The sequence below is a fragment of the Flagellimonas profundi genome (genome assembly GCF_017313275.1).
Taxonomy (GTDB): domain Bacteria; phylum Bacteroidota; class Bacteroidia; order Flavobacteriales; family Flavobacteriaceae; genus Flagellimonas; species Flagellimonas profundi.
Genome location: NZ_JAFLNM010000005.1, coordinates 1 through 23,752, shown reverse-complemented (window position 1 = coordinate 23,752; position 23,752 = coordinate 1). Strand labels below are relative to the sequence as shown.

The window sequence follows — 23,752 nt, the reverse complement described above, 5'->3', positions numbered from 1 at the left end:
AAGGATTGCATATAGAAATTAAATTGAATTTATGTTGTGGTTTAGTATAGCTTATAAGTCAGTAAATCTCTGTCTGAATGGTGATGGTTCAATCTTCCAACGTAATTTCTAAAATGCCGTTTATTGTTAAGCTCTTTCCTTTGGTTCTAGCTTGGTTTACAATATCTCGTGCAATTTGTTTCTCTTGTTCCAATTCCTGAATGCGATTGTTCAGTACATTGGTATTGCAATGGTGATTACCTTCCCAAATTTTTAATCTTTGGATTTTGTGGAAGTTGATTTTCTCATCAATTAAGGAGGTAATGACATCAGAGGCTTCGGTTGGGTTGAATTTCCCATCTACCAATTGAATTCTTTTTGTGTTGATCACGATTTCAGCTAATTCTTTTGTTTCCATTAATTTTTGGTTTTAGCAATAATTCGTTTGCAAAGGTTATAGATATTTATCATTAATTTTTATTTATATTTATAATGTTAAACATTAATAATATTTATGGACTATACCTTGCACCAACTTCAGATATTCCTTAAAATAACTGAATTACAAAGCATTACAAAGGCTTCGGAGGAGCTGCATTTAACTCAGCCAGCTGTGTCCATACAGCTAAAAAATTTTCAGGATCAGTTTCCAATTCCATTGACCGAGGTGGTCGGTAGGCGACTTTTTATCACCGATTTTGGTAAAGAAATTGCTCGGGCGGCAGAAAAAATTCTCAATCAGGTTCATGAAATTAATTATAGGACCATGGCCTATCAGGGTAAGCTATCGGGACGCTTAAAAATATCGGTGGTCTCAACAGGGAAGTATGTGATGCCCTATTTTATGTCGGGTTTTATGAAAGAGAATGATGGAGTGGACCTTGTGATGGACGTTACCAACAAAAGCAAAGTAGTGAGGAGCTTGGAACTCAATGAGGTTGATTTTGCCCTGGTTTCTGTTCTTCCGGATAAATTGAATGTTCAAGGAGTGGAACTAATGCCCAATAAACTCTTTTATGTTAGCGATTACCGAAGGGAATTCCCCAAGAGTATTACGAAAAGAAAATTGTTTGAACAAATACCATTGATTTACAGGGAACCTGGTTCGGCCACTCGCAATGCCATGGAAGGGTTTATTGAAGGAAACAATTTTAAAGTGCAAAAGAAAATGGAGTTGACTTCTAATGAAGCGGTTAAACAAGCCGTGGTTTCTGGACTTGGCTGTTCCATTATGCCTCTGATAGGTATAAAAAATGAGTTGCTCAATAAGGATTTAAAGATTGTGCCGGTAAAGGGTTTACCAATAATCACTACATGGAATTTAATATGGTTGAAGTCAAAAAATCTTTCTCCTGCTGCCGTTGCATTTTTGGAATATCTTGAAGTGAAAAAGGAAGAAATAATCCAAAAGAAATTTGATTGGATCGATGATTTTTGAAGATATGGATCACCGTAATTGTATGGGTGCTTTTCAGATGTAATTATCCCAATAAAGTTGTGTTGGAGAGGTGATTTTACCCCGTAAAATTCGTAAATTTACTATAGCTGTTCCTAGAATAATTATGGATACAACCTTTCCACTAACCGCTGGACTTATAGCTTCCATACTTCATGTAATTGCTGGTCCAGACCATTTGGCTGCAGTGGCCCCTTTCGCCATAGAGTCAAAACGCAAAGCATGGAAAATAGGACTTTTTTGGGGGGTCGGGCACTTGGTGGGAATGATTGCCATAGGTTTGTTGTTCGCCATATTCAAGGAAATAATTCCCGTTGAGGAAATTTCCATGTATAGTGAGCAATTAGTGGGAGTTGTATTGGTAGGAATTGGTTGTTGGGCTTTGTATCGCATCTTCAAAAAGCGAAAAAGGCACAAACATTTGCACGTTCATGCAGAAAATGACCCCGTGATCCATTCTCATGAACACCGCCATGATCATAACAGTTCGCACCATCATGTGCATAGTGAGAAATTAAAGCAGAACAATCTTGCATCGTTTTCCGTGGGTATTTTACATGGTCTGGCAGGAATTTCCCATTTTTTATTGTTCCTACCTGTTTTGGGTTTCGAAACACAGTCCGATTCCATTGCTTATGTAATTGGTTTTGGTGCTGGAATACTTGTGGCAATGGTCACATTTGCCTTTGTGATCGGCAAGGTGTCTTCCATTGCAAAGAATGGACATAGTGATATGTTTTTTAACGGTATCCGGATGGCAGGAGGCCTCTTTGCCATCGTAATCGGTATTTATTGGATGTTTAGTTTTTAGCAGATTCGTGGCAATTGCTCTCCGATCATGGGAGTAACCATTCGTTTTCCTCCGATAACACTGTGCATTACCACCTTTTTGGGGTGTTCCGTTGTAAATTCCCCAATGCAGACCGCCCTGGGACTTTTTTCGTGTTTCTTCATAAGTTCCTCTACTGCATCAGCCACATCTGCACTCACAATAGTGACGAAAATACCTTCATTCGCCACGAAGAGGGGATCGAGACCTAAAATTTCACATGCTGCGGCTACTTGGTCATCCAAGGGAATATTCGTTTCCTTCAGTGAAATACCCAAATTGGTGTCATCTGCCAATTCCGAAAGTACACTGGCCACACCACCTCTGGTAGGATCTCGGAACAAGTGGATTTTGTTTCCAAAGGCATCTAAGAGGTCATTTACCAAAAAGTTGAGGTTGGTGGTGTCACTTTCTATGGTAGATTCAAATTCAAGTCCGTCCCTTTGGGACATAATGGCCATACCGTGTTGTGCCACAGGTCCACTGATGATTATTTTATCTCCAGACCTTATTTTATCGGGAGAAATGTGTGCCTTGGGATGAACCTTGCCAAACCCCGTGGTATTGATGAAGATTTTATCTCCCTTTCCACGTTCCACAACCTTGGTATCCCCCGTAATGATTTGAACTCCTGCAATATCTGCCGCTTCCTTGATGGATGTAACAATTTTCACAAAATCTTCCATGGGCAATCCCTCTTCCACTACAAATGCCAATGATAAAAATTTAGGGTCTGCACCGCACATGGCCACATCGTTTACGGTACCGTTGACGGCCAGTTCACCAATGTTCCCTCCTTTGAAAAATATGGGGGATACCACAAAACTGTCGGTGGAAATGGCCATTTCACCATCCATTTTTATTATGGAACCGTCATGTTTTTGATTGAGATAGGGATTGTTGAAAGTTTCAAAAATAATGCGGTCCAACAAATCGCGGGTCATCAATCCTCCGCTTCCGTGTCCCAAGTTGATGGTCTCGAACCCAAGGTCTTTATTGCTCATGGTTAGGATGTGATTAAGTTGTTAGAAAAATGATAGTATGCTGCACAAGCACCTTCGGAAGACACCATGGGGGCTCCTAAGGGATTTGAAGGTGTGCAGGCCTTTCCAAATTGTTCACATTGGTGCGGTTTTTTGATGCCTTTTAAAATCTGACCCGCTATGCATGCCGAATTTTCTGGGGTTGTAATGGAACTGATTCCGAATTTGGTTTCGGCATCATACGCAAGAAATTCTTTTTTAAGACGATAACCACTATCGGGTATGGATCCAATGCCTCGCCATTCACGGTCTGAAATTTCAAAAACAGCTTCCATCATTTTTTTGGCCTCAACATTTCCTTCTTCTTTTACTACTCGAGAATATTGATTTTCCAATTTATACTCACCTTTTTCCAGCTGCAAGAGCGCCATATAGATGCCTTGAACAAGATCTAAGGGCTCAAATCCGGTTATGACAATGGGTATTTTATATTTTTCGACCAATGGGTAATATTCTTTCATTCCCATAATAGCGCAAACATGACCTGCCCCAAGGAATGCATCGATCGTACAGAGTTCATCGTCCAAAATTCCTTCCATGGCCGGTGGAACAAGCACGTGGGAGACCAAAATGGAATAATTGGTAACGTTTTCCTTTTTGGCATGCATAACCGATAGGGCGTTTGCCGGTGCCGTGGTTTCAAACCCAACGGCAAAAAATACCACTTCTTTGTCCGGATTTTGTTTGGCGATGTTCACAGCTTCCAATGGGGAATAAAGAATACGAAGATCGCCACCATTGGCCTTTGCCTCCAATAGACTTTTTTTACTACCGGGTACACGTACCATATCACCGAATGAGCAAACGATAGCCCCATTTTCCAATAATTCAATGGCCTTGTCTATCAGGTTCATCGGAGTAACACAGACAGGACACCCTGGACCATGAATCATTCGGACATTTTCAGGTAGCAGGTCAATGATGCCATTTTTTACCAATCCATGGGTCTGTCCACCACAGATTTCCATGATATTCCATGTTTGCGTGGCAGTTTTTGCTATCAGGTCCAAATACTTTTTGGTGTCCTCCAAGTTTCGATATTCGCTCAAATACTTCATCGTTCAATTTTTATATGTTGGTTGTACATCAACTGCCCGAAAGAAATGTTTTCATCGTTTGGACTTAAGTTACGATTAAAATATAGCTTGTATTCGCTTCCGGATAATTCTTTTATCATATCAACCAAAACGGTGTTTTGAAACACCCCGCCGCTCATTGCAATCTCTTGAATGTTCCATTGCTCTGCCATTTTTAAAACTACTGTTGCCAAGGTGTACAGAAAGTTCGTTGCAATTTCTTCTTTCTTTTTCCCAGTTTTAAAATCCAAGTATAGATTGTTGAAGAGCTCCTTTGTGGGCACTGTGCCGTTCACCATTTCCGATACATAAGATTTACAATTTTCAAGTTGATAATCCGTAATTTGATTTTCCAGAAGAATGGCAGCTTCGCCTTCGTAGGTGTTAAAATTGCAAAGGTCCAAAAGGGAGGCTACGGCATCAAATAGTCTGCCCACCGATGAGGTTTGCAGGGATTCCTTTTTCTTGAGATGATTATAAACCGATATTTCCTGCTTGGAAAATTTTTGACAGATTTCACTTTGCATAGTGTCGTTGGACAAGGAGAAAAAAGAAATTCTGGGTTCTTTGGCCATTTTGTCTCCGGCCAACCAATCATAATAGTCAAAATGCCCTACGCGTTTCATTTCTCCATTTTGATAAGTAAAAAATTCCCCTCCCCAAATCTGGGCATCATCCCCATAGCCGGTTCCATCCCAAACCACTCCCAAAATGCCAGATTCATTATCAAAAAGGGCATGCTCTCCCAAAACTGAAGCAAAATGTGCTTTGTGATGTTGAACTTGTTTTAGCTCTGCCGTGGTTGATTTGGCAAGTTCAATGCCATGGCGAGTGCTGTTGTATCCGGGATGTTTGTCCACCAAAACAACTTCGGGTGTCACTTCAAACAGTTTCATGAACCTTTCTACGGTCGATGTATAGCGATCAAATACATCAAAATGGTCCAGATTTCCCAAATATTGACTGATATAAAGGTAATCATTGGGCAGAAAAGCAACGGTGCTTTTCAGGTGTCCGCCCATGGCCATAATTTTTTTATTGGTATCGATTTCGGTATCAAAATTTGGACTGAGTCCCCTTGATCTTCTAAATATGATTTTTGTGTTGAATTTTGGGCTGAACTTGACCACAGAATCGTCTTGGGGGTTGGTAATCTTTAGATCATGATCTAAGAAATAATCGGCAACCCCGTTCAATTCTTTATGTGCCATTGTCTCATCGTTGATGATTGGCGATGCATGTATGTTTCCGCTGGTTGCAACGATGGGTATTTCCAGCTCCTTGGCCAACAAATGCAAAATACCGGAGTAGGGGAGCATAACCCCCAATTGGTTAAGGTTGGGAGCGAGCTCATTCAAAGCCAAATCACCAGTAAAGTTGGTTTTTGGAATAATAACGATAGGACTTTCAGGAGAGGTGAGTGTTTTTTCTTGAATCTCGTTAATTTTTAAATCCCGTTTTAGCAAGGTCAACGAGGGATACAGAATGGCAAATGGTTTTGAGGGCCTGTTTTTTCTTTCCCGCAGTTTTTTGATGGCTTCCGCATTATTGGCTTCACAGCACAAGAGGTACCCGCTTGTATTTTTAATGGCGACGATATTACCTTCCTTGATCAGGATTGCGGTTTTTTGAATAGGATGTTCTGCTGAAAGGATATCTCCATTGGCTGTTGATAGTTTCAGCTGTATACCACAATTAGAACAGGTGTTGGTCTGTGAATGAAACCGTCTGTTCGAAGGGTCTTCATATTCATCGGTGCAGGTATCGCACATTTCAAATACATCCAAATTGGTGTTGTCACGTTCAAAAGGGAAGGAATTGGTGATCGCCCATCGGGGACCACAGTTCACACAGGTAGTGAAGGGGTAATGGTAACGCCTATTGTCTGAATTGGTGATCTCTTCCTTACAGTCATCACAAATGGCAAAATCGGGTGTGAGCTGTAAGTTCAGTTTCCCTGCTTTTTTGGAAGGAACAATATGGAAACCATCAAAATGTTGCGATTGTGCTTCGTAAAGATGGTGTTCTTTTATTTTGGATGCCTTGGGAGGGTGTTCTGTCAATATTCGATAAAAGGAACGCACCACATCTTCATCACCGGTAAGGTAGATGATAACGCCCTCCTCATTATTGGAAACGGTACCGTTCAATTTAAATTTAGTGGCCAAATTAAAGACATGGGGTCTAAACCCGACCCCCTGTACTCGACCGGTCACTATGATTTTGTAAGTTTTGGGCACTTTATAAAATTTGTTCGTGCAAAGTATTGCTCAGACGTATGATCTCTTCAATGGTCTTGGGGATTGCTTTTTTAACTTTTGGAGCCAGTTCGGTGGTCATTGGAACCACTTCTTCAATGGATATGGTAAATAGATAGAGGTCTGGTTGGTTTTCCATAAGGTATACGGCTTCTATCATATCTTTCAAACCCACATCATGAACACTAAGCGCAGAAGGAAAGTCACTGGCAAATTTTGGACGTATAAGGGAGATGGTCCCTTCTTTTTTACCGTCCATGGTAGCATCTACAAAAATTATTTTGTTATAGCTTTCAAAACAGTTGAGGAGCAAAAACCCACCGGTTCCGCCATCGAGAATATCAACATGGGCGGGCAACTTCATTTTATCCATTTCTTGAATCAAATGTACCCCAACGCCTTCGTCTCCCATAAGGAAGTTGCCCACCCCTAAAACCAAAATATTCTTGGATTTGTCTTTTTCAAAGAAAAAAGCATCACTGCTGATAGCAATGGGTTTTTTGTCAAAATCCGATTTGGGTTGTATTGATTCTGCCATTTTTTTGGTCTTATTCTAAGGTTTCCAATTCCTCTTCATCAACAGGTTCTTCAATTTCTTCCTCCTCTTCAATTTTTTTGAGACGTTCGTCGCATACGAATTTATAACCTCCGAACATGGAAGAAACTTCACCTCTACCTTCCAGCCAATCGTGATAAAAAACAAGGTATACATGGATCAAGGTGAACAGAATGAATAGCCAAGTTGAGGTATGATGGATGGTTCTCACAATAAAATCACCACCTAAAAAGGGCACTACCCAACTAAATAAGTTCGGCAACCACCAACTGGATGTGGCAGAGTACAGGCCGAAACCTGTAAATACCTGTACCAAGGCCAATACAAATAGAATTGCATAAGAGAAGGCAGCTACACTGTTATGACCGATGCTGATATCTCTAATGTCCGGTTTTTTTTCATTGGCAAGAAATACATCGACTTTGATCACGTGCAAAAAATTACGCCACATCTTTTTGCTGAAGGGCCAAAAGGCGCGCCAACTGGAAAACTTGTTCCCAACAAAGGACCAGTAGACTCTAAGAATCATATTGAAAAAGAAAACATAGGCTGTTGCAAAGTGAATAAAACGCACCGTTCCGAACCAATAAGAATCACTGGCCTCTGCATTGGACATGATGGCGGGCGGGTCGGCTATAATAAAGCCGGTTATTGCCAATATGGTTATTGAAAATGCATTGATCCAGTGGAAAACCCTAACTGGGAGTTCCCAGACATATACCCGTCTAAATTTTCGTGTTTCCATGTTTTCCCATTTTCTAGATTTCGCAGCTTGAAACGTTCTGTACTTGAGAAATATGTTTACCGTGCTCATCGTACAGGTGGACTGCACAGGCAATACAGGGGTCAAACGAATGGATCGTACGTATAATTTCCAATGGCAACTCTGGGTCTGCAACCGGAGTTCCCAACAAGGTGGACTCATAAGCTGAACGTTGTCCCTTGGGATCTCGGGGGGATGCGTTCCAAGTTGATGGCACCACGAGTTGATAATTTTCGGTCTTGCCGTCTTTTATTTGTATCCAGTGGCCAAGGGCACCCCGTGGAGCTTCGGCAAAACCGACTCCTTTGGATTCTGCAGGCCATAATTCGGGCTCCCATTTGTCCATATTGGCCATTCGGGTGTCCCCATTTTTGATATTCTGCAATAAAGTATCATAAAATTCCATGGTCCAATTGGCGACCAGTTGCGTTTCAATACCTCTCGCTGCTGTTCTGCCCAAAGTGGAGAACAACGCCTCTACGGGAACATCCAAATGACCTAAAGCACCATTTACAGCTTCTTGTATTTCTTTATTGCCACGAGCATAACCTACCAATAATCTGGCCAATGGCCCTACTTCCATAGGTTTTCCCCTCCATCGTGGTGTTTTGATGAAGCTGTATTTCTGACTTACATCCAATTGGTCGTAAGGTGGTTTTGGACCGGAGTAATTGATGTTGGTCTCACCATCCCATGGGTGTTTTCCATGTTCTTTTCCTTCGGAATATTCATCGTACCAAGAGTTGTTGATAAATTCCGCGATATCATCATTTCTATGGTCGACATCGTACACTTTGGATAAATCCCTATCCAAAATAATACCTTGAGGGAATTTAAAATTGGATATATCCCCATAACCATTGGTTGGAAAATCTCCGTAGGACATATAGTTGCCAAACCCTTTTCCGATGGCGCCCCAATCTTTGTAGAAGGATGCAATAGCTAATAAATCGGGTATGTAGACCTGTTCAATAAATTGTTTTCCTTCTTCCAATAAGCGTCCGACATAGGCCAACCGTTCGGCATTTATTCCTCCAGGGCTTTCGGTGTTGATGGCACATGCCATACCCCCGACCAAGTAGTTGGGGTGTGGGTTTTTACCACCGAAAATGGTATGCACCTTTACAATTTCTTTTTGCCATTCCAGAGCTTCTAAATAGTGGGCAACTGCCAAAAGGTTAACTTCCGGGGGCAGTTTCATTTGGGGATGGCCCCAATAACCGTTTGCAAATATTCCCAGTTGCCCACTTTCAACAAACTTTGTAATTCTTTTTTTGATATCAGAAAAGTACCCTGGTGAACTTTTGGGCCAATTTGAGATACTTTGGGCCAGTTTGGAGGTTTCCGCCGGGTCTGCTTTTAAGGCATTGACCACATCTACCCAGTCCAATGCATGCAAATGGTAAAAGTGTACGGTATGGTCGTGCATGTAAAGCGCACCTTCCATAATGTTCCGCACCATTTCCGCATTGGGTGGAATTTCAATCCCAAGAGAATCTTCAACCGACCTTACCGAAGCCAGTGCATGTATCGTTGTACATACCCCACACGCACGCTGAACAAATGCCCAAACATCCCTGGGGTCTCTTCCTTTGACAATATTTTCAAGACCTCTTACCATAGGACTCGAACTGTAGGCATCGGTTATTTTTCCATCTTTAACTTCTACCTCAATTCTTAAATGCCCTTCAATCCTGGTAATGGGATCTACAACTATTCTATTTGCCATGATAATTTTATTAAGAATCTAGTTTCTTTTCATTTTGTTTTCCGCGTGTTGTACGGCTACGGAGTTCTTTTCTTTTAGAAATATTGGCTGCAACCGCGTGCACTGCCAGTCCACCTGCAACGACACCTGCGGCAACCTTACCTATGGTATCCGCAGTACTTTCGATGCCAAATCCGGCCAAACCTGTAAGCCTTTTATAAAATGGGCCATTATCCCAAAAGTCTTCTTCGCTACAACCAATACAACCATGACCTGATTGGATTGGGTAACTGACTCCATTGTTCCATTTGATGGTACCACAGGAATTATAGGTCATTGGACCTCGGCAACCTACTTTGTACAGGCAATAGCCTTCTTTTGCATTTTGATCGTCAAAGGTTTCGGCAAATAGCCCGGCATCGTAATAAGGTCTTCTGTAACAGGAATCATGTACTCTTTTTGAATAAAATGCCTTTGGTCTGCCCAATCCGTCCAATTCGGGCAAACGACCAAAGGTGATCATGTGCACGATGATACCGGCCATGACCTCGCCTATTGGAGGACATCCTGGAACCCTTATAATAGGCTTGTTTTTGATTATTTTATGTATGGGGGTTGCTTCTGTTGGGTTTGGGTAGGCAGCCTGTACGCATCCATTGGATGCACAACTTCCCCATGCGATTATAGCCTTGGCCCCTTCGGCGGCCTCGACCAAAAGATCTTTGGCGGATCTACCGGCAATACAGCAATAATTGCCATCGTCGCCAAGTGGAACGGAACCTTCAACGCAAAGGATATATTCTCCTTTGTATTTTTCCATTGTAGCCTGTTTGGCTGCTTCGGCCTGATGTCCGGAGGCGGCCATCAAGGTCAATGTGTAATCCAACGAAATTTTGTCAAGAATTATATCTGAAACAATGGGGTGGTCCGATCTTATAAATGATTCACTGCAGCATGTGCATTCTTGGTAGTGTTCCCAAATAACAGGAATCCGGTACGTGTTCTCCAAAGATTTGGCCACCTGGCCGATCATTGAAGTTTCCAAGCCCATATAAGCAGCGATATAGGTGGCAAACTTCATAAAGTCCCTTCTGCTATATCCCTGTTTTATAATGCTTTCGTAATAGGTCTCTTTTACTGATTTTTCTATTGCCATGGCCCAATTATTTAAACCTAACTATTCATTTTAAAGGGTTTAACACTAAAAGTACCTAATAATCAATGCCTTGGAAATGACAAATGTCATGTTATTGAAAATTGATTTTCAATAATATTGTGTCTTATGTTGCTTATAATCAAAAGCTAAACAAGAAGCAGATGCATGAATTATCTGTAGCAATGGGAATCGTTAAAATCGCTGAGGACGAAACCAAAAAAGCCGAAGCGAAGAAGGTTACTTTGATTGAACTCGAAATAGGAAAACTAGCCGGTGTTGAGTTCGAATCATTGGACTTTGTTTGGCCAGCCGCTGTTAAAAATACGGTACTTGAAAATGCCGAACGAAAAATTGATATGAAAGAAGGTTTGGCCCAATGTGCAGATTGTGATTCGGTTTTTGAAGTTGAGCATTTTTATGATTCATGCCCAAAATGCGGTAGTAATTTAAAAGGAATAATTCAAGGTAAAGAATTAAGGGTCAAGGCCCTTGAGGTTGTTTAAATTAAAATATACAGTTATGTGCGGAACCTGCGGATGTGGTAGCGAAGAAAACGGGCCAAAAATATTGACCCCTACAATTGGCAAGGAAAAACATGGCCATGACCATGGGAAAAACCATTCCCATGCACACGAACACTCGCCTAATCATTCACATGGGCATCATCACGACCATGACCACCATCACCATCATCACGGCCACCATCATCATGACCATTCGCATGGACATGACCATCATCAGAAAACGGTTTTGGAAGTGGAGCGGGACATTCTGCAGCAAAATGAAATCATGGCGGCAAGAAATAGGGGATATTTTGATGCCAAGGATGTTTTTGCACTCAATTTGGTAAGTTCTCCAGGATCTGGAAAGACTTCACTTTTAGAGCGTACTTTGAAAGATCTTAAGGACAAGATCCCTTTTTATGTGATCGAGGGCGATCAACAGACCTTAAATGATGCCAACCGTATAGCTGCCTTGGATGTGCCGGTTATTCAAATAAACACGGGCAAAGGATGCCATCTGGAAAGCGATATGATACATGATGCCGTTAAGAAAATGAGCATTAAGAACAATTCGGTTCTCATGATCGAGAATGTGGGGAACCTGGTGTGTCCATCCATGTTCAATTTAGGGGAACATAAACGTGTGGTAATTGTAAGCACGACGGAAGGGGATGATAAACCCATCAAATATCCGGATATGTTTCATACCTCCGATATCTGCATCATCAATAAAATTGACCTAGCACCGTATTTGGATACCAATATTGAAGAGTTAAAGAAGAACGCTTTACAAGTGAATCCAAACTTGGTATTCTTCGAAGTTTCGGCTACCAAGGGAACAGGAATGGAACAATGGTATGAGTGGCTGGAGCAAAACAGTAAAACGAATCCTGACAACCAATAAATAAAGAACAATGTGTTTGGCCATACCCGGGAAATTATTGGAGATAACTTCCGCACTGGATGAAACCTTTCGAATGGGAAAGGTCTCTTTCGGAGGTGTAAAAAAAGATGTAAGCCTTGCACTGGTGCCAGAGGCAAAGGTGGACGATTATGTGATGGTCCATGTAGGAGCAGCCATAAGCGTTGTTGATGAAGAAGAAGCCAAGAAAACATTCGAGGTTTTGTCCCAATTGGGGGAACTGGAAGATTTGAACCAACAACCGGACGCTACCGGTTAATTTATACTCAAGTGCCATACTTTGAACTTAAAAAGGACGATACGAATTTCCCACCTGCCTATTTTGCAGATATAGAAGGGCTACTGGCTGTTGGAGGCACTATGTCCACAGAGCGTTTACTGTTGGCGTACAATAGCGGAATTTTTTATTGGCACTACCCACTAAAACACATTAAATGGTGGTCGCCCGACCCAAGAATCGTGATAAAGCCAGAATGTTTTGAAACACCTGAATCAAGATGGAATTCTTTGAATAAAGAGTTCACCGTAACGGTCAATACCGATTTTGAACAGGTACTGCGCAGTTGTCAAAAAACATACAATATTGATGGCCAAATGGACAACAGATGGTTGACAGAGCGTATGGTGCGTATATTCTCAGAATTGAATGCCATGGGACATGCCCATTCCGTTGAGGTATGGAATGGTGGAGAACTTGTCGGCGGTCTGTTTGGAGTAACCGTAGGAAAACTGTTTTTCGGGGAGTATTTGTTTTCTGTAGTTGAAGGTGCCGATGAGCTTGCCGTATTGTATTTGATCACTAAACTGAAGAATCAAGATTATAGGTTGTTGGATATGCAAAAACAAACCTTTTTCTCCCCTGGCATCGATTATGATGAAATGCCCAGATTGGAATATGTGGACATCTGTAAAGAAAATGCTTTGAAGTATAAAGATGTCCAAACTGAATTTTAATTAAAATCAAAAAGCTATGAGACTTTCCTTTGCCGAACAGATACAAAATGCCAATGTACTCTTACACGAAAATGAAGTGGAAAAGTCCATTGAGAACTATCAAGAAGCATTGCAGTTGGCCACAACTTCCGAGCAACAACTCCATTTAAACAGTATTTTGGGAAGGTTGTACCAAAGAACAAAAAGCCCGAAAAAGGCTATTGAGGCTTTTAACAACGCTTTGACTTTGATGGAAGGGAATCCTGATCTGGGTTCCTCGATAGATAGGGCCTCCATCTTGAACAATATTGCTGCCATACAATCCGAAACGGAGAAGGTAAAGGCCATTGAAAATTATAAAAAATCTTCTGCCATTTATGCTGAAGCAGTTGAAAAGGGAAAAACTGATTATCACCCACATTTGGCAAACACCCAATTTGCCCTTGCAGAGGTATATGCCAAGAACAATGATTTCTACTTCGCCAAAAAATATTATAAAGAGGCGATTAAAATTTACGAAAACTTAAAGGACCGGGCCTATATGAAGCTTAGGGCAAGTGCCCACTATCAATTAGGTAACATTTATACGGAAGAATTCAATCTGTTCGATGCAAAAGTTCATTACATAAAGGCACAGACCCTTTTTGAAAATTTGATAGCAGAGGGATACGACACTTTAAAACCCTATTTGGCCGCCGTACTGAACAATTTGGCCGTCACCTACAACGCCATGGAGGAGCCTGGGAAATCGTTGCAATATTATGATATGACATTAAAAGCGTATCAGGAATTGTCAGATCGCAATTTTGATGTATTTCAGCCCTATGTAGCGTCCACATTCAATAGTTTGGGCATTGTTCATTCCGAAATGCAGAATTTTGACCAGGCCATTCAAAACATACGTCAGGCTGTAGATCGGTACAATGAGCTGGCAGATGCAAGACCTCAGGAGTACACCCATTATTTGGCCACAGGTTTACATAATTTGGGCTTGTTCCATTTTGAATTGAGGAACTATGATAAAGCGACGTACTATTTTGATCAAGCCCTTGAAATCAGGAAAAAACTGGCTTCTGAACAACCTGAGGAGTTTGATGCCGATTATTGTGCAACTGCCTTGAACCTGGTGGAGCTCTATCAATCCGAATTGGAAAACAAATTAGATTTCAATTTTAAAGCCGAAGCTTTGGAGCTGCTGGCCGATGTGGAGACACGTTTGGGAAAATATGGAGACCATTTGCCGGTCATCAAAAACATGAAAAACGATCTCCAACATTATTTAGATCATTTTACAAACATCAATGAGGAACACTTGTCTTTACATCATGTTTTAAGAAAGGTCAATCATCTGAAAGAGCAGATAGATGAAACCATTTACCCTAAGGAAAAAATGATCTTTCAAAAAGAAATAATGAAACTCCTCAAAGACAATCGCAACAAATATCCCAGTAATGACCGTTTAAAATACGAACTTGCCCTGGCCCATGTAAATATGAGCTGGCTTCAATTGAGACTAAAAGAGTTTAGCAAAGCAGAGGAAACCATACTTGAAGCTCCGATATTGGAAAGCCCCTTACTTTCTTTGACCTGTAATTTGGCACATAGTTATCTGTTGAAAGATCAGACGGATAAAGCAATGCTGCTTTATGAGGAACTTTCGGAAAAAGTGAACAATCAGAATGAAAGTTATATGGAAATCATTTTAAAAGACTTTGAAACCCTAAGGAGGGACGGAATCGATCATGATGGTTTCAAAACGGTAACAGAGCGTTTCAAATAATCTTGAAAGACAAAAAAAGAACTGACCAAAAAGTGTTTCTGTTTGTTTAAACAGTATTGCACCTTTTGGCCAGTTCCCGTTAAATATAAAAAAGGTATTGTTTTTCTATATTCTTATATGAACAGCAATTGGGTTCCATCTTGGTCTGCCCTGCTGTAGAAATCTCCAATGGTAAGGATACCGTCCAAATCATCGATAAGATCTTTTTCTTCTAAGTGGAACATGTCAACGGCTAATTTACATGCCCAAAGCTTACACCCGGAATCGGATAGAATTTCCAAGAACTCACCCACTGGTGGCATATCCAGTTTGTCCATTTCTTTTTTCATCATATTGGAGGCCAAAGCTTCAACACCTGGCAGACCTCCCAGCATCGTAGGCATGTGCATTGCCGGGTTACCTACTGTGGCAACGTGCAAGTGCTCCAGTTTCTTCTTTTGAATAGCTTCCAATCCAAAGAACGTAAAGAATATTTCAGATTCGATGCCTTCCATTCGGGCTCCATTGGCCATCACAAATGCTGCGTACACATTTTCAAGAGTGGCCTTGGAGAGTATAAAGAGCATTTTTTTGACTTTTGTATCGCTCATAATCTTAAGTTTAACCTTGTTTGTAAATCCGTTGAATTAACATTACCCGTAATTAAATACAGCTTTTTGGTTTTGGAATCCCAGCGATCATAGTGGCCTTTTTCAATGGTCCACCAGGGAAAAGTGCATAGAACTCCTTAATATTGATCACACCACTTTTTTTGATACCCCTAATGGATAGTGGCTCTTCATTTTTAAATTTATCTTGGATGAAATCTATGATTTCCCAGTGTTTATCGGTCATTTCAATACCTTGCTCTTTTGCTATCTCTGTACCAATTTCTTTGTTCCATTGGGAAAAATCGGTTAGATACCCTTCTTGGTCCACTGAAACGGTTGCTTGTGCTATTGTCTTGTCCATTTTTTTAGTATTTAGGTTTAATAATTATGCTTCTGTTTCTTCAAAATGTTTTCCTTTTTCGCTCATGGTGGCAGATACAAAAGGAATATGGATTCCTTTGATCAGCATGTTCCAATAGATCCATCTAAAGGCCATTTTTCCCATGTGGTTTGTCCTACTTTCCTTGAGTAGGTTCAATGGACCTACTCCTGGGAACGGGAACGTACCTTCAACTGGCTCATGCGTATAGTTGAAATCTATCAATAACGCTTTACCTCCTCCTGTTTCGATAAAACAGTTGGCATGGCCATCGAACTCTTCTTTTAAAGGTTCTCCGTTGATATATCTCAAAATATTCTCTGTCAAAATTTCGGCCTCAAAGTGTGCTACAGACCCAGCTTTGGAAGCAGGTAGGTTGGTAGCATCGCCAAGGGCAAAAATGTTTTCATGGTCATCGGTTTGTAGTGTAGCCTTGTTTGTTGGAACAAAGTTGAGGTCATCGCCCATTCCTGATCGTTCTATCAAGGCATCTCCCATATTGGTGGGCACTGTTACCAAAATATCGTAGGGAACTTCTGTTTCTGCGTAGTCAATGATCTTGTTGTTTTCATAATCAACTCGCTCAATATTGAAATCGGTCACCTCTTTTATTCCTTTATCGGTCAATAAGTGGTGCAGTGCTTCGGTAGCTTTTGGCTTGGTAAAAGCACCTCCCAAAGGAGTTACAAAAGTAATGTCCACTTTGTCTCGCATACCTTTGTTTTTAAAGTAGGAGTCGGCCAAGAAAGCAAACTCTAAAGGAGCTACGGGACATTTGATGGGCATTTCGGTGATGTGAACCACCAATTTACCACCTTCCCACTCACGGAATTTATCACGAAGGGCTTTGGCACCTTCATAAGTATAAAAGTCAAACACACTCTTGTGCCATTCAGGGCCCTTCATGCCTTCGATTTCCTCTGGGGCAATCTTGGTGCCGGTGGCGATGATCAAGATATCGTAAGCGAGTTCGGTGCCATTTTCGAGCAAAACTTTATTATCCTCAGGTTGGATAAGTTCAATTTTCTCGTTGATGTAATTGACTCCTTTAGGAATAAATTTGGCACCTTTTTTCTTGACCTGTTTGGTCGTATAAATATCAAAGGGGAGAAACAAGAACCCAGGTTGATAGTAGTGGGTTTTATATTGATCTACCACGGTGATTTTCCATTCATCTTTAGGAAGTTTTGATACAAGATGGTTGGACATCATTGTTCCGGCTGTTCCTGCTCCTAATATGACTAAATTTTTCATGATTTCTGGTTTCTATGATTTACTGGAGTAAAAGTACTCAATGGTTAAATTTGCAAATATGACAATTGTCAGTTTTTGACTTTTTTCTGTGTAACTTAAGTTACATAAGGTGTTGTTTTATAGTGGATTAGGTCTTTAAGTATCTGTTTGTTAGACATAAATCGAAATCTGAACAGACATCATGTTAATATTTGAAGTGGAACATGAATTGCTTTAAAAGTAGTCCTTTAATTCATTTTACCCAAGTTAGGTGACCGTAACATCGAACAAATAACCGACCAATGCGGTTATGCCCATGGCAATGGTACCCCAAAATGTGATTCTGGCAACGGCTTTTAAAATACTTGAACCTCCGGTTTTGGCCGCCATGGCCCCTAATGATACAAGGAAGAAAATCCCAAAAGCATATAAGTAGTATTCCAAATGCTTCAATGGTAAAATTAGGGTCACTACTAAAGGTAGCAGGGCGCCAAAGGTAAAAGCCCCACCTGAAGCCAGGGCAGCTTGTATCGGTTTCGCCTGATTGATTTCATTGATTCCAAGTTCATCACGAATATGCGCGCCGAGGGCATCTTTCTCGGTTAATTCCTTTGCCACTATCTGCGCTGTTTCCCTTTTGAGCCCCCTTTCCTGATATATCTGGGTGAGCATCTCCAATTCCATTTCCGGTGTTTCCTCCAATTCTTTCTTTTCCCGTTCAATGTCAGCTTTTTCCACATCGGTTTGGGAACTAACAGAAACATATTCCCCCGCGGCCATGGATAAAGCACCTGCAACCAACCCGGCCAAGGTGGCCAAAATAACAGGTTCTTTACTATCGCTTGCGGCAGCAACACCAATAGCGATACTTGTAGTAGAGAGTATACCATCATTTGCGCCAAGTACAGCGGCGCGTAGCCAATTGCTCCTTGTAATGTAATGTGGATCTAAGTAATCTTGTAATTTGGGTTCACTATCTTTCATGGTAACTAATTGGAGAGTTGTAGCTTAACCTTAACAAGATACTAAAAACGGAAAATAGCACAGGTGATTTTTATCAGCTTGTCTTGACAAGGAATTATGTGGTTGGGTAAAAAAAAATGAAAAACCTTTAAATTACTTTTTTACAGGTTTTATACATTGTTTTGATGATGCTTTAGTAAAGCTAGAGACACTGGAGCCTACCCAAGTAAAGCCTCATAAATAAAGGGTTTGAAAAACTTGATATCAAGCCTTCAAATAAAAGGACATTCTATGACCAAAAAGAGCCGGAAACCCAGTTGAAAACAAAAGGCGTTTGCTTTTGTGTATTAGATATAGTTATTTCGTAGCTAATCAGAAAGCTACTAAGGAGTTGTAATACCAAATTTGTACGGGAGTGTTTGAGGTTGATTATGAAACAAATCCGTAATAATATTTCCAAGACATTTTATGAAAAGTATGGGGTGTGGGGGGTTATAACAATAATTGTGTAAATAGAATGAAAGAAATACGTAAGATGCCAATAGGCTTTAAGGGTTTTGCAATGCTTGCACTGCTTACCCTTATCCTCGTTGGATGCAAGGAGAGCAGCAAATCGGAAAAGACTAACAATGAAATGGAGGTCGAAGAGCCTTTGGGAGCGGATAATGTAGCCCACCAATGGAGCGAAATGGCGATTTTGGGAACTGCTCATGATACCGAAAAATTCAATCCAAGGCCCACAGTGACATCACGGTTTCTTGGACTGATTTTTGTCTCGATATTTGATGCATGGAGCCGGTTTGATGCCCAAGCAATTCCTGTGTATTTAAAAGATGTAGATAGAAGACCCGAAGGGGAGCTTACATTGGAGAACAAGGAGATAGCGGTCAGCTATGCGGCTTATCGTGCCTTAAGTGAGTATTATTATTCCGATGAACCCATGTTTGCCGATTTTATGGTGGAATTGGGTCTGGACCCGAACAATACTTCGTTGGATCCCAATACTCCAGAAGGAATCGGTAACTTGGCAGCTAAGGCAGTCATCGAGGCAAGAAAAGGGGACGGCGCCAACCAGTATGCGGAAGAAGAGGGGTCCAATGGCGTTCCTTATTTTGATTATACCGGTTATGAGCCGGTCAACCCTGTGGATGAAAATACAGACCCCAATCGCTGGCAACCCAAATATTTTTCGGATGGAAAGGGCGGTCGGTTCGCGCCTTCTTGCCTCACGCCATTTTGGGACAAAGTGGAACCTGTTGCATTAAAATCAGGTGACCAATTTCGACCCGGGCCTCCCCCTAAGATTGGATCGGAACAACTGGAGAAAGAGGTGATGGAAGTTGTGGAACTACAGGCCAATCTTACGGATTACCAAAAGGCTTTAGTGGAGTTCATGAGGGACGGACCACAATCCGTACAACAGGCGGGGCACTGGCTTAATTTTGCACAGGAGGTTTCTCTTAGGGACAATCATACACTGGACGAGGATGTGAAGATGTTCTTTTACAATCAAGTTGTTGCAATGGATGCGTTCATTGCTTCTTGGGACAGCAAGATGTACTATGACTTTGCAAGGCCTTTTGCTTTGGTGCATGAATATTACTCGGGCCAAAAAATAAAGGCTTGGGGAGGAGTTGGCAAGGGCATGGTGGAAATGGACGGAAGTCAGTGGAGGCCCTATTCGCCGGATACTTTCCTTTGTCCGCCATTTCCCAGTTATACTTCTGGCCATAGTACCATAAGTGGTGGATGTGCCGAAGCATTAAGGCTGTGGACTGGAAGTGATGAATTCGGATATGAAACGGAACTTGTCGCAGGAGCATTGACCGAACCTAATAATATAGGTGACACTATTACCTTGAAATTTCCAACATTTACGGAAACGGCCAATATGGCTGGTATTTCAAGGGTACTCGGGGGGTACCATATCCAATCTGATAATATAGCAGGCCTGGAACTGGGGAAAGATGTGGCCAGAGAGGCTTGGAAGTTCTATGAAAAACACATTGGAAAAGAATAGCTATCTTTCTAAAATACAGAAAGCATATGATGTGGAAACAAATCAGGTTTTTACCAATTACTTCTTATATAGACTTTTTCAGGACACTTCATTTTAATCCCGGTTTTCTTGCTTTTCTTCTGCTGGCTATGGGATCTTGCAAAAATGTAGGGGAATCAAAGCCAAGTAGTCAACTTGATGGAGAAACTGCAAATAGGGTCTTTGAATTCACAAATGACCTGGTTGATGAGAGTAGCCCCTATTTACTGCAACACGCACATAACCCTGTGGACTGGAGGCCGTGGAGCCCTGATGCCCTGGATACTGCTCAAAATACCAATCAACTGATCGTTTTGAGTATTGGTTATTCCTCTTGTCATTGGTGTCATGTTATGGAAGAGGAATCTTTTGAGGATATTGAAGTTGCTGCCTTGATGAATGAAAACTTTGTAAATATCAAGGTGGACCGAGAAGAGCGGCCAGATTTAGATCAGGTATATCAAACAGCATTAAAACTGGTCAGCGGAAATGGCGGTTGGCCATTGAATGCGATACTGTTGCCCGATGGCAAGCCCGTGTATTTGGGTACATATCATACAAAGGAAGAATGGATGGCAGTACTTTCTAAATTTAGCAGCGAGTATAAAAACAATCCAGATAAAATAAAGGAATATGCAGCCCTACTTACCAAGGGCGTCCAGGGCTTTTATGAACTGCCTGCATCTACCAATGGATTAACGGATAGCAGGTTGATGGTGGAATCAGGAATTGCCAAGTGGTCCAATTCATGGGACAATACCTGGGGAGGTGATATGGGGAATCAAAAATTTGTTGGCCCAGCTAAATTGAACATGCTACTGGATTATAGCGTTTTGGAAAATGACGAATCTGCAAAACACCATGTTGAACTTACGCTAGAAAAGGTCGCTATGGGTGGCATTTACGATCATATTGGCGGTGGGTTTTTTAGATATAGTACCGATCCATACTGGAAAACACCCCATTTTGAAAAAATGCTATATGACAATGCACAGCTGATTCAACTTTATGCAAAGGCCTATCAAGTGATGCCGAATCCCCGATTTAAAGATGTGGTATATAAAACATTTGGATTCTTAAAAGATGAAATGAGAAATCCCAATGGAGGATACTACAGTGCCATGGATGCCGATTCAAATGGAAAAGAAGGCGGCTATTATATTTGGGAAAAAGATGATCTAAGGTCTGTGCTACAGGAGGATTATCCGTTGTTTGCGGAGTATTTCAATATCAAAGATGGGGAGGAACTTCAAGAAGGAGGCTTTGTTCCTTACACCACCAGGCAGGGCAGTGCGTTTGCCGATGAAAACGATTTAAGTGTGGAAGAATTTAATAATAAGAAAGAAACTTGGGAAAAAGCCCTCGTCTCCCATCGAGAAAAACGAAAACGACCTGCTATTGATGATAAGATCATTACCTCATGGAACGCATTGTTGATAGACGGTTATATCCAAGCTTACAGAACTTTTGATGATCAAGTTTTTCTGACTGAGGCACAAAAGGTATTTGACTTTTTGATGTCCCATAATTATTACGGGGAAAGTCTGTTACATTCGTTTAAGGAAGAAGGTAGCCGTCAAGAAGTTTTTTTGGAAGACTATGCTTTTATGGCCAAAAGCGCACTGGGTCTATACGAAGTTACCTTAAAGCCGAATTATTTGGATGTGGCCAAAAGGCTGCTCAATACGGCGATGGCAAGGTTTGCGGATGAATCGGGCATGTATGCCTACAGTAAATCGGATGAATTGATCACAAAGATCATCAACATTCCCGATGGTGTCCTTCCTTCAGCAAATGCCATAATGGCGCAACTACTTTTTAAAATAGGCCATATTGAATATAACAAAAAGTTTTTGCAAAAATCGGATGACATGCTTTCCATGACAACAAATGGAATAAATGAAAATATCGGGTTTTATGGCACCTGGGCTTCGTTGATGTTGCATAAGGCTTACCCGTATTTGGAGATAGTGGTGGTCGGGGAAAATGCAGCGTCCGTAATTTCGGAAATTGACAATTATCCGTTTTCGAATACCCTATTGGTAGGCAGTTCAACGGAAAGTGACCTGTCTATTTTTGATGGACGTTATGTGGAAGGGGAGACCTTTATTTATGTTTGCGAAAACAAGACCTGTAAACTTCCGGTAACCACTATCCCCGATTTTTTAAAACAAATGACATCTTTTGGGCATCCTGCTTTTTAGGATATTCCGCTTTGTAAAGTAGCACAGGTTTAATGTGTTGTTTTGATGGTGTTACAGTGAAGTAGGGGACAACCGAGCATTCAAAAGGTCTAGTAGATAGAACTTTTGGGCGCAGGAGCGGCTATACAATGCTGGCTTTCGATCCAGTAGTTTTAAAAAAAAAGCTACCCAATAGGTAGCTTTTCAAAGTGGAGCCGGAGGCACCAGAACCTATCTCTCAAAACCTCAATAAATAAGGGCTTTTCAGCTATTCAAAATTTGATGCTCACCGAATAGGTATCCTCCGAAAAATTATTGTTGATTACCAGCATTATTTTTTGAGTAAAGCCCATATAATCTTAATTCCAAAAATGGATGCTTAAATTTAAAATTCCGGATTTCATTAAGCTTTACTATTGGTTAGATTTTAATATCATTTCCACATAATCAATATTATTATCCTATTAAGTGGATAACCAATGATTCTAACCAATTATTTTTTCATCTAGTATAATATTTTAATGACTTTGAAATTTATGCACCCCCCGTTTATACTTATAATTTTATGGATTTGACAAGGGTATGGATTTATTGAGCTCAAGACAAACTTCAATAATTTGGGATTAAATCTAAAAATCGATAAAATTTGGTAAACGTTGTTAAAGTCTGATTTCCCGCTATTTTTTCGATATCCTTGATAGGAACATAAAATTAACAATCAAGATATCATGTCAGTATCGCCTCCAGCAAACGTTACATCCTACATTGAAAAATTAAAACTTAAACCTAATAAAACCCATTATCAACTATCCCCGGAAGAACTTCAGGACATCACCATTGAAAAAGGTATGGGCAAAGAGGCCTCCTCGGGCGCTTTGGCCGTCAATACTGGCGAGTTCACCGGTAGGTCTCCCAAGGACCGGTTTATCGTAAAGGACGATATTACCAAGGATAAGGTCTGGTGGGGCGATATCAATATCCCTTTTGATAGTGACAAGTTCGATGCGCTGTATACTAAGGTCATTGCCTATCTGAACGAAAAGGAGCTTTATGTAAGGGACTCGTATGCCTGTGCCGACCCGGACTACAAACTGAATATTCGGGTAATCAACGAATATCCATGGTCCAATATGTTCGCCTACAATATGTTCCTTCGCCCTACCGATGCGGAGTTGGATGACTTTGATCCAGAGTGGACCGTTGTCAATGCCCCTGGTTTTATGGCAGATCCCAAGGTGGATGGTACCCGACAGCATAACTTTGCCATTCTTAACTTTAGCCGGAAGATTGCCCTTATCGGTGGGACCGGATATACGGGCGAGATTAAAAAGGGAATATTCTCCGCACTCAATTTTATTTTACCGGTTTACAAAAACACCTTGCCCATGCATTGCTCTGCCAATG

The 23,752-nt window shown here is 41.1% G+C and carries 22 protein-coding genes; 10 read left to right on the top strand and 12 right to left on the bottom strand.

All coding sequences use genetic code 11. The features are described 5' to 3' along the window. Nucleotides 1-88: 88 nt before the first annotated feature. Entirely contained in the window at nt 89-397 is a 309-nt protein-coding gene (locus J0654_RS16640) for a hypothetical protein (RefSeq protein WP_207030254.1), read from the bottom strand. Between the two features lie 96 nt (nt 398-493). Between J0654_RS16640 and J0654_RS16635 the strand changes: the two genes are divergently transcribed. Then, a complete protein-coding gene (locus J0654_RS16635; RefSeq protein WP_207030253.1) occupies nt 494-1,417 on the top strand; it encodes a LysR family transcriptional regulator in 924 nt (307 codons plus the stop codon). Between the two features lie 124 nt (nt 1,418-1,541). Beyond that, nucleotides 1,542-2,246 carry a sulfite exporter TauE/SafE family protein gene (locus J0654_RS16630; RefSeq protein ID WP_207030252.1) on the top strand — a complete coding sequence of 235 codons (705 nt, stop codon included), beginning with the start codon at nt 1,542-1,544 and terminating at the stop codon, nt 2,244-2,246. Here the strand turns inward: J0654_RS16630 and hypE are convergent. The 7 genes from hypE to J0654_RS16595 are packed head-to-tail and all read right to left on the bottom strand — an operon-like array spanning nt 2,243 to nt 10,824. After that, complete coding sequence (hypE, locus tag J0654_RS16625; protein WP_207030251.1) at nt 2,243-3,268, bottom strand: hydrogenase expression/formation protein HypE; 1,026 nt, start codon at nt 3,266-3,268, stop codon at nt 2,243-2,245. The genes J0654_RS16630 and hypE overlap by 4 nt on opposite strands. A gap of 2 nt (nt 3,269-3,270) precedes the next feature. Further along, a complete protein-coding gene (hypD, locus tag J0654_RS16620; RefSeq protein ID WP_207030250.1) occupies nt 3,271-4,365 on the bottom strand; it encodes a hydrogenase formation protein HypD in 1,095 nt (364 codons plus the stop codon). Continuing rightward, complete coding sequence (gene hypF / locus J0654_RS16615; RefSeq protein ID WP_207030249.1) at nt 4,362-6,623, bottom strand: carbamoyltransferase HypF; 2,262 nt, start codon at nt 6,621-6,623, stop codon at nt 4,362-4,364. The genes hypD and hypF overlap by 4 nt, the downstream gene beginning before the upstream one ends. 1 nt (nt 6,624) lies before the next feature. After that, a complete protein-coding gene (locus J0654_RS16610) occupies nt 6,625-7,179 on the bottom strand; it encodes a hydrogenase maturation protease (RefSeq protein WP_207030248.1) in 555 nt (184 codons plus the stop codon). Between the two features lie 10 nt (nt 7,180-7,189). Then, entirely contained in the window at nt 7,190-7,942 is a 753-nt protein-coding gene (gene cybH / locus J0654_RS16605; protein ID WP_207030247.1) for a Ni/Fe-hydrogenase, b-type cytochrome subunit, read from the bottom strand. A 13-nt stretch (nt 7,943-7,955) separates the two neighbouring features. Then, the gene (locus J0654_RS16600; RefSeq protein ID WP_207030246.1) at nt 7,956-9,689 is read right to left on the bottom strand and encodes a nickel-dependent hydrogenase large subunit; all 1,734 of its coding nucleotides are present in this window, start codon (nt 9,687-9,689) and stop codon (nt 7,956-7,958) included. Nucleotides 9,690-9,699: 10 nt separating this feature from the next. Next, nucleotides 9,700-10,824: a hydrogenase small subunit gene (locus J0654_RS16595; protein WP_207030245.1), complete on the bottom strand. Its 1,125-nt coding sequence runs from the start codon at nt 10,822-10,824 to the stop codon at nt 9,700-9,702. A gap of 161 nt (nt 10,825-10,985) precedes the next feature. Here J0654_RS16595 and hypA point away from each other — a divergent pair, with 161 nt between their 5' ends. Genes hypA through J0654_RS16570 form a run of 5 tightly spaced genes read left to right on the top strand, consistent with a single transcriptional unit; the run spans nt 10,986 to nt 14,962 of the window. Continuing rightward, entirely contained in the window at nt 10,986-11,327 is a 342-nt protein-coding gene (gene hypA, locus J0654_RS16590; protein WP_207030244.1) for a hydrogenase maturation nickel metallochaperone HypA, read from the top strand. Between the two features lie 16 nt (nt 11,328-11,343). Further along, nucleotides 11,344-12,231 (top strand): hydrogenase nickel incorporation protein HypB, encoded by an 888-nt coding sequence (gene hypB / locus J0654_RS16585; protein WP_207030243.1) that lies wholly within the window; start codon nt 11,344-11,346, stop codon nt 12,229-12,231. Nucleotides 12,232-12,241: 10 nt separating this feature from the next. Further along, nucleotides 12,242-12,508: a HypC/HybG/HupF family hydrogenase formation chaperone gene (locus tag J0654_RS16580; protein WP_207030242.1), complete on the top strand. Its 267-nt coding sequence runs from the start codon at nt 12,242-12,244 to the stop codon at nt 12,506-12,508. Nucleotides 12,509-12,519: 11 nt separating this feature from the next. Continuing rightward, entirely contained in the window at nt 12,520-13,203 is a 684-nt protein-coding gene (locus tag J0654_RS16575) for a leucyl/phenylalanyl-tRNA--protein transferase (protein ID WP_207030241.1), read from the top strand. A 16-nt stretch (nt 13,204-13,219) separates the two neighbouring features. Next, nucleotides 13,220-14,962, top strand: a complete 1,743-nt coding sequence (locus J0654_RS16570; RefSeq protein ID WP_207030240.1) for a tetratricopeptide repeat protein — start codon at nt 13,220-13,222, stop codon at nt 14,960-14,962. Nucleotides 14,963-15,075: 113 nt separating this feature from the next. On the opposite strand, the gene J0654_RS16565 is transcribed toward J0654_RS16570, so the two are convergent. From J0654_RS16565 to J0654_RS16550, 4 genes are all read right to left on the bottom strand, one after another. Further along, nucleotides 15,076-15,552: a DsrE/DsrF/DrsH-like family protein gene (locus J0654_RS16565; protein ID WP_119606865.1), complete on the bottom strand. Its 477-nt coding sequence runs from the start codon at nt 15,550-15,552 to the stop codon at nt 15,076-15,078. 52 nt (nt 15,553-15,604) lie between these two features. Next, a complete protein-coding gene (locus J0654_RS16560; protein WP_207030239.1) occupies nt 15,605-15,913 on the bottom strand; it encodes a TusE/DsrC/DsvC family sulfur relay protein in 309 nt (102 codons plus the stop codon). Nucleotides 15,914-15,937: 24 nt separating this feature from the next. Continuing rightward, complete coding sequence (gene sqr / locus J0654_RS16555; protein WP_207030238.1) at nt 15,938-17,185, bottom strand: type III sulfide quinone reductase, selenoprotein subtype; 1,248 nt, start codon at nt 17,183-17,185, stop codon at nt 15,938-15,940. Between the two features lie 246 nt (nt 17,186-17,431). After that, the gene (locus tag J0654_RS16550; protein WP_207030237.1) at nt 17,432-18,148 is read right to left on the bottom strand and encodes a VIT1/CCC1 transporter family protein; all 717 of its coding nucleotides are present in this window, start codon (nt 18,146-18,148) and stop codon (nt 17,432-17,434) included. A 496-nt stretch (nt 18,149-18,644) separates the two neighbouring features. On the opposite strand from J0654_RS16550, the gene J0654_RS16545 reads away from it, so the two are divergent. From J0654_RS16545 to J0654_RS16535, 3 genes are all read left to right on the top strand, one after another. After that, the gene (locus J0654_RS16545; RefSeq protein ID WP_237686038.1) at nt 18,645-20,147 is read left to right on the top strand and encodes a vanadium-dependent haloperoxidase; all 1,503 of its coding nucleotides are present in this window, start codon (nt 18,645-18,647) and stop codon (nt 20,145-20,147) included. 26 nt (nt 20,148-20,173) lie between these two features. Then, complete coding sequence (locus tag J0654_RS16540; protein WP_207030236.1) at nt 20,174-22,369, top strand: thioredoxin domain-containing protein; 2,196 nt, start codon at nt 20,174-20,176, stop codon at nt 22,367-22,369. Between the two features lie 707 nt (nt 22,370-23,076). After that, nucleotides 23,077-23,752 (top strand): phosphoenolpyruvate carboxykinase (ATP) (locus tag J0654_RS16535; protein WP_207030235.1); only part of this gene is annotated, 676 nt, incomplete at its 3' end.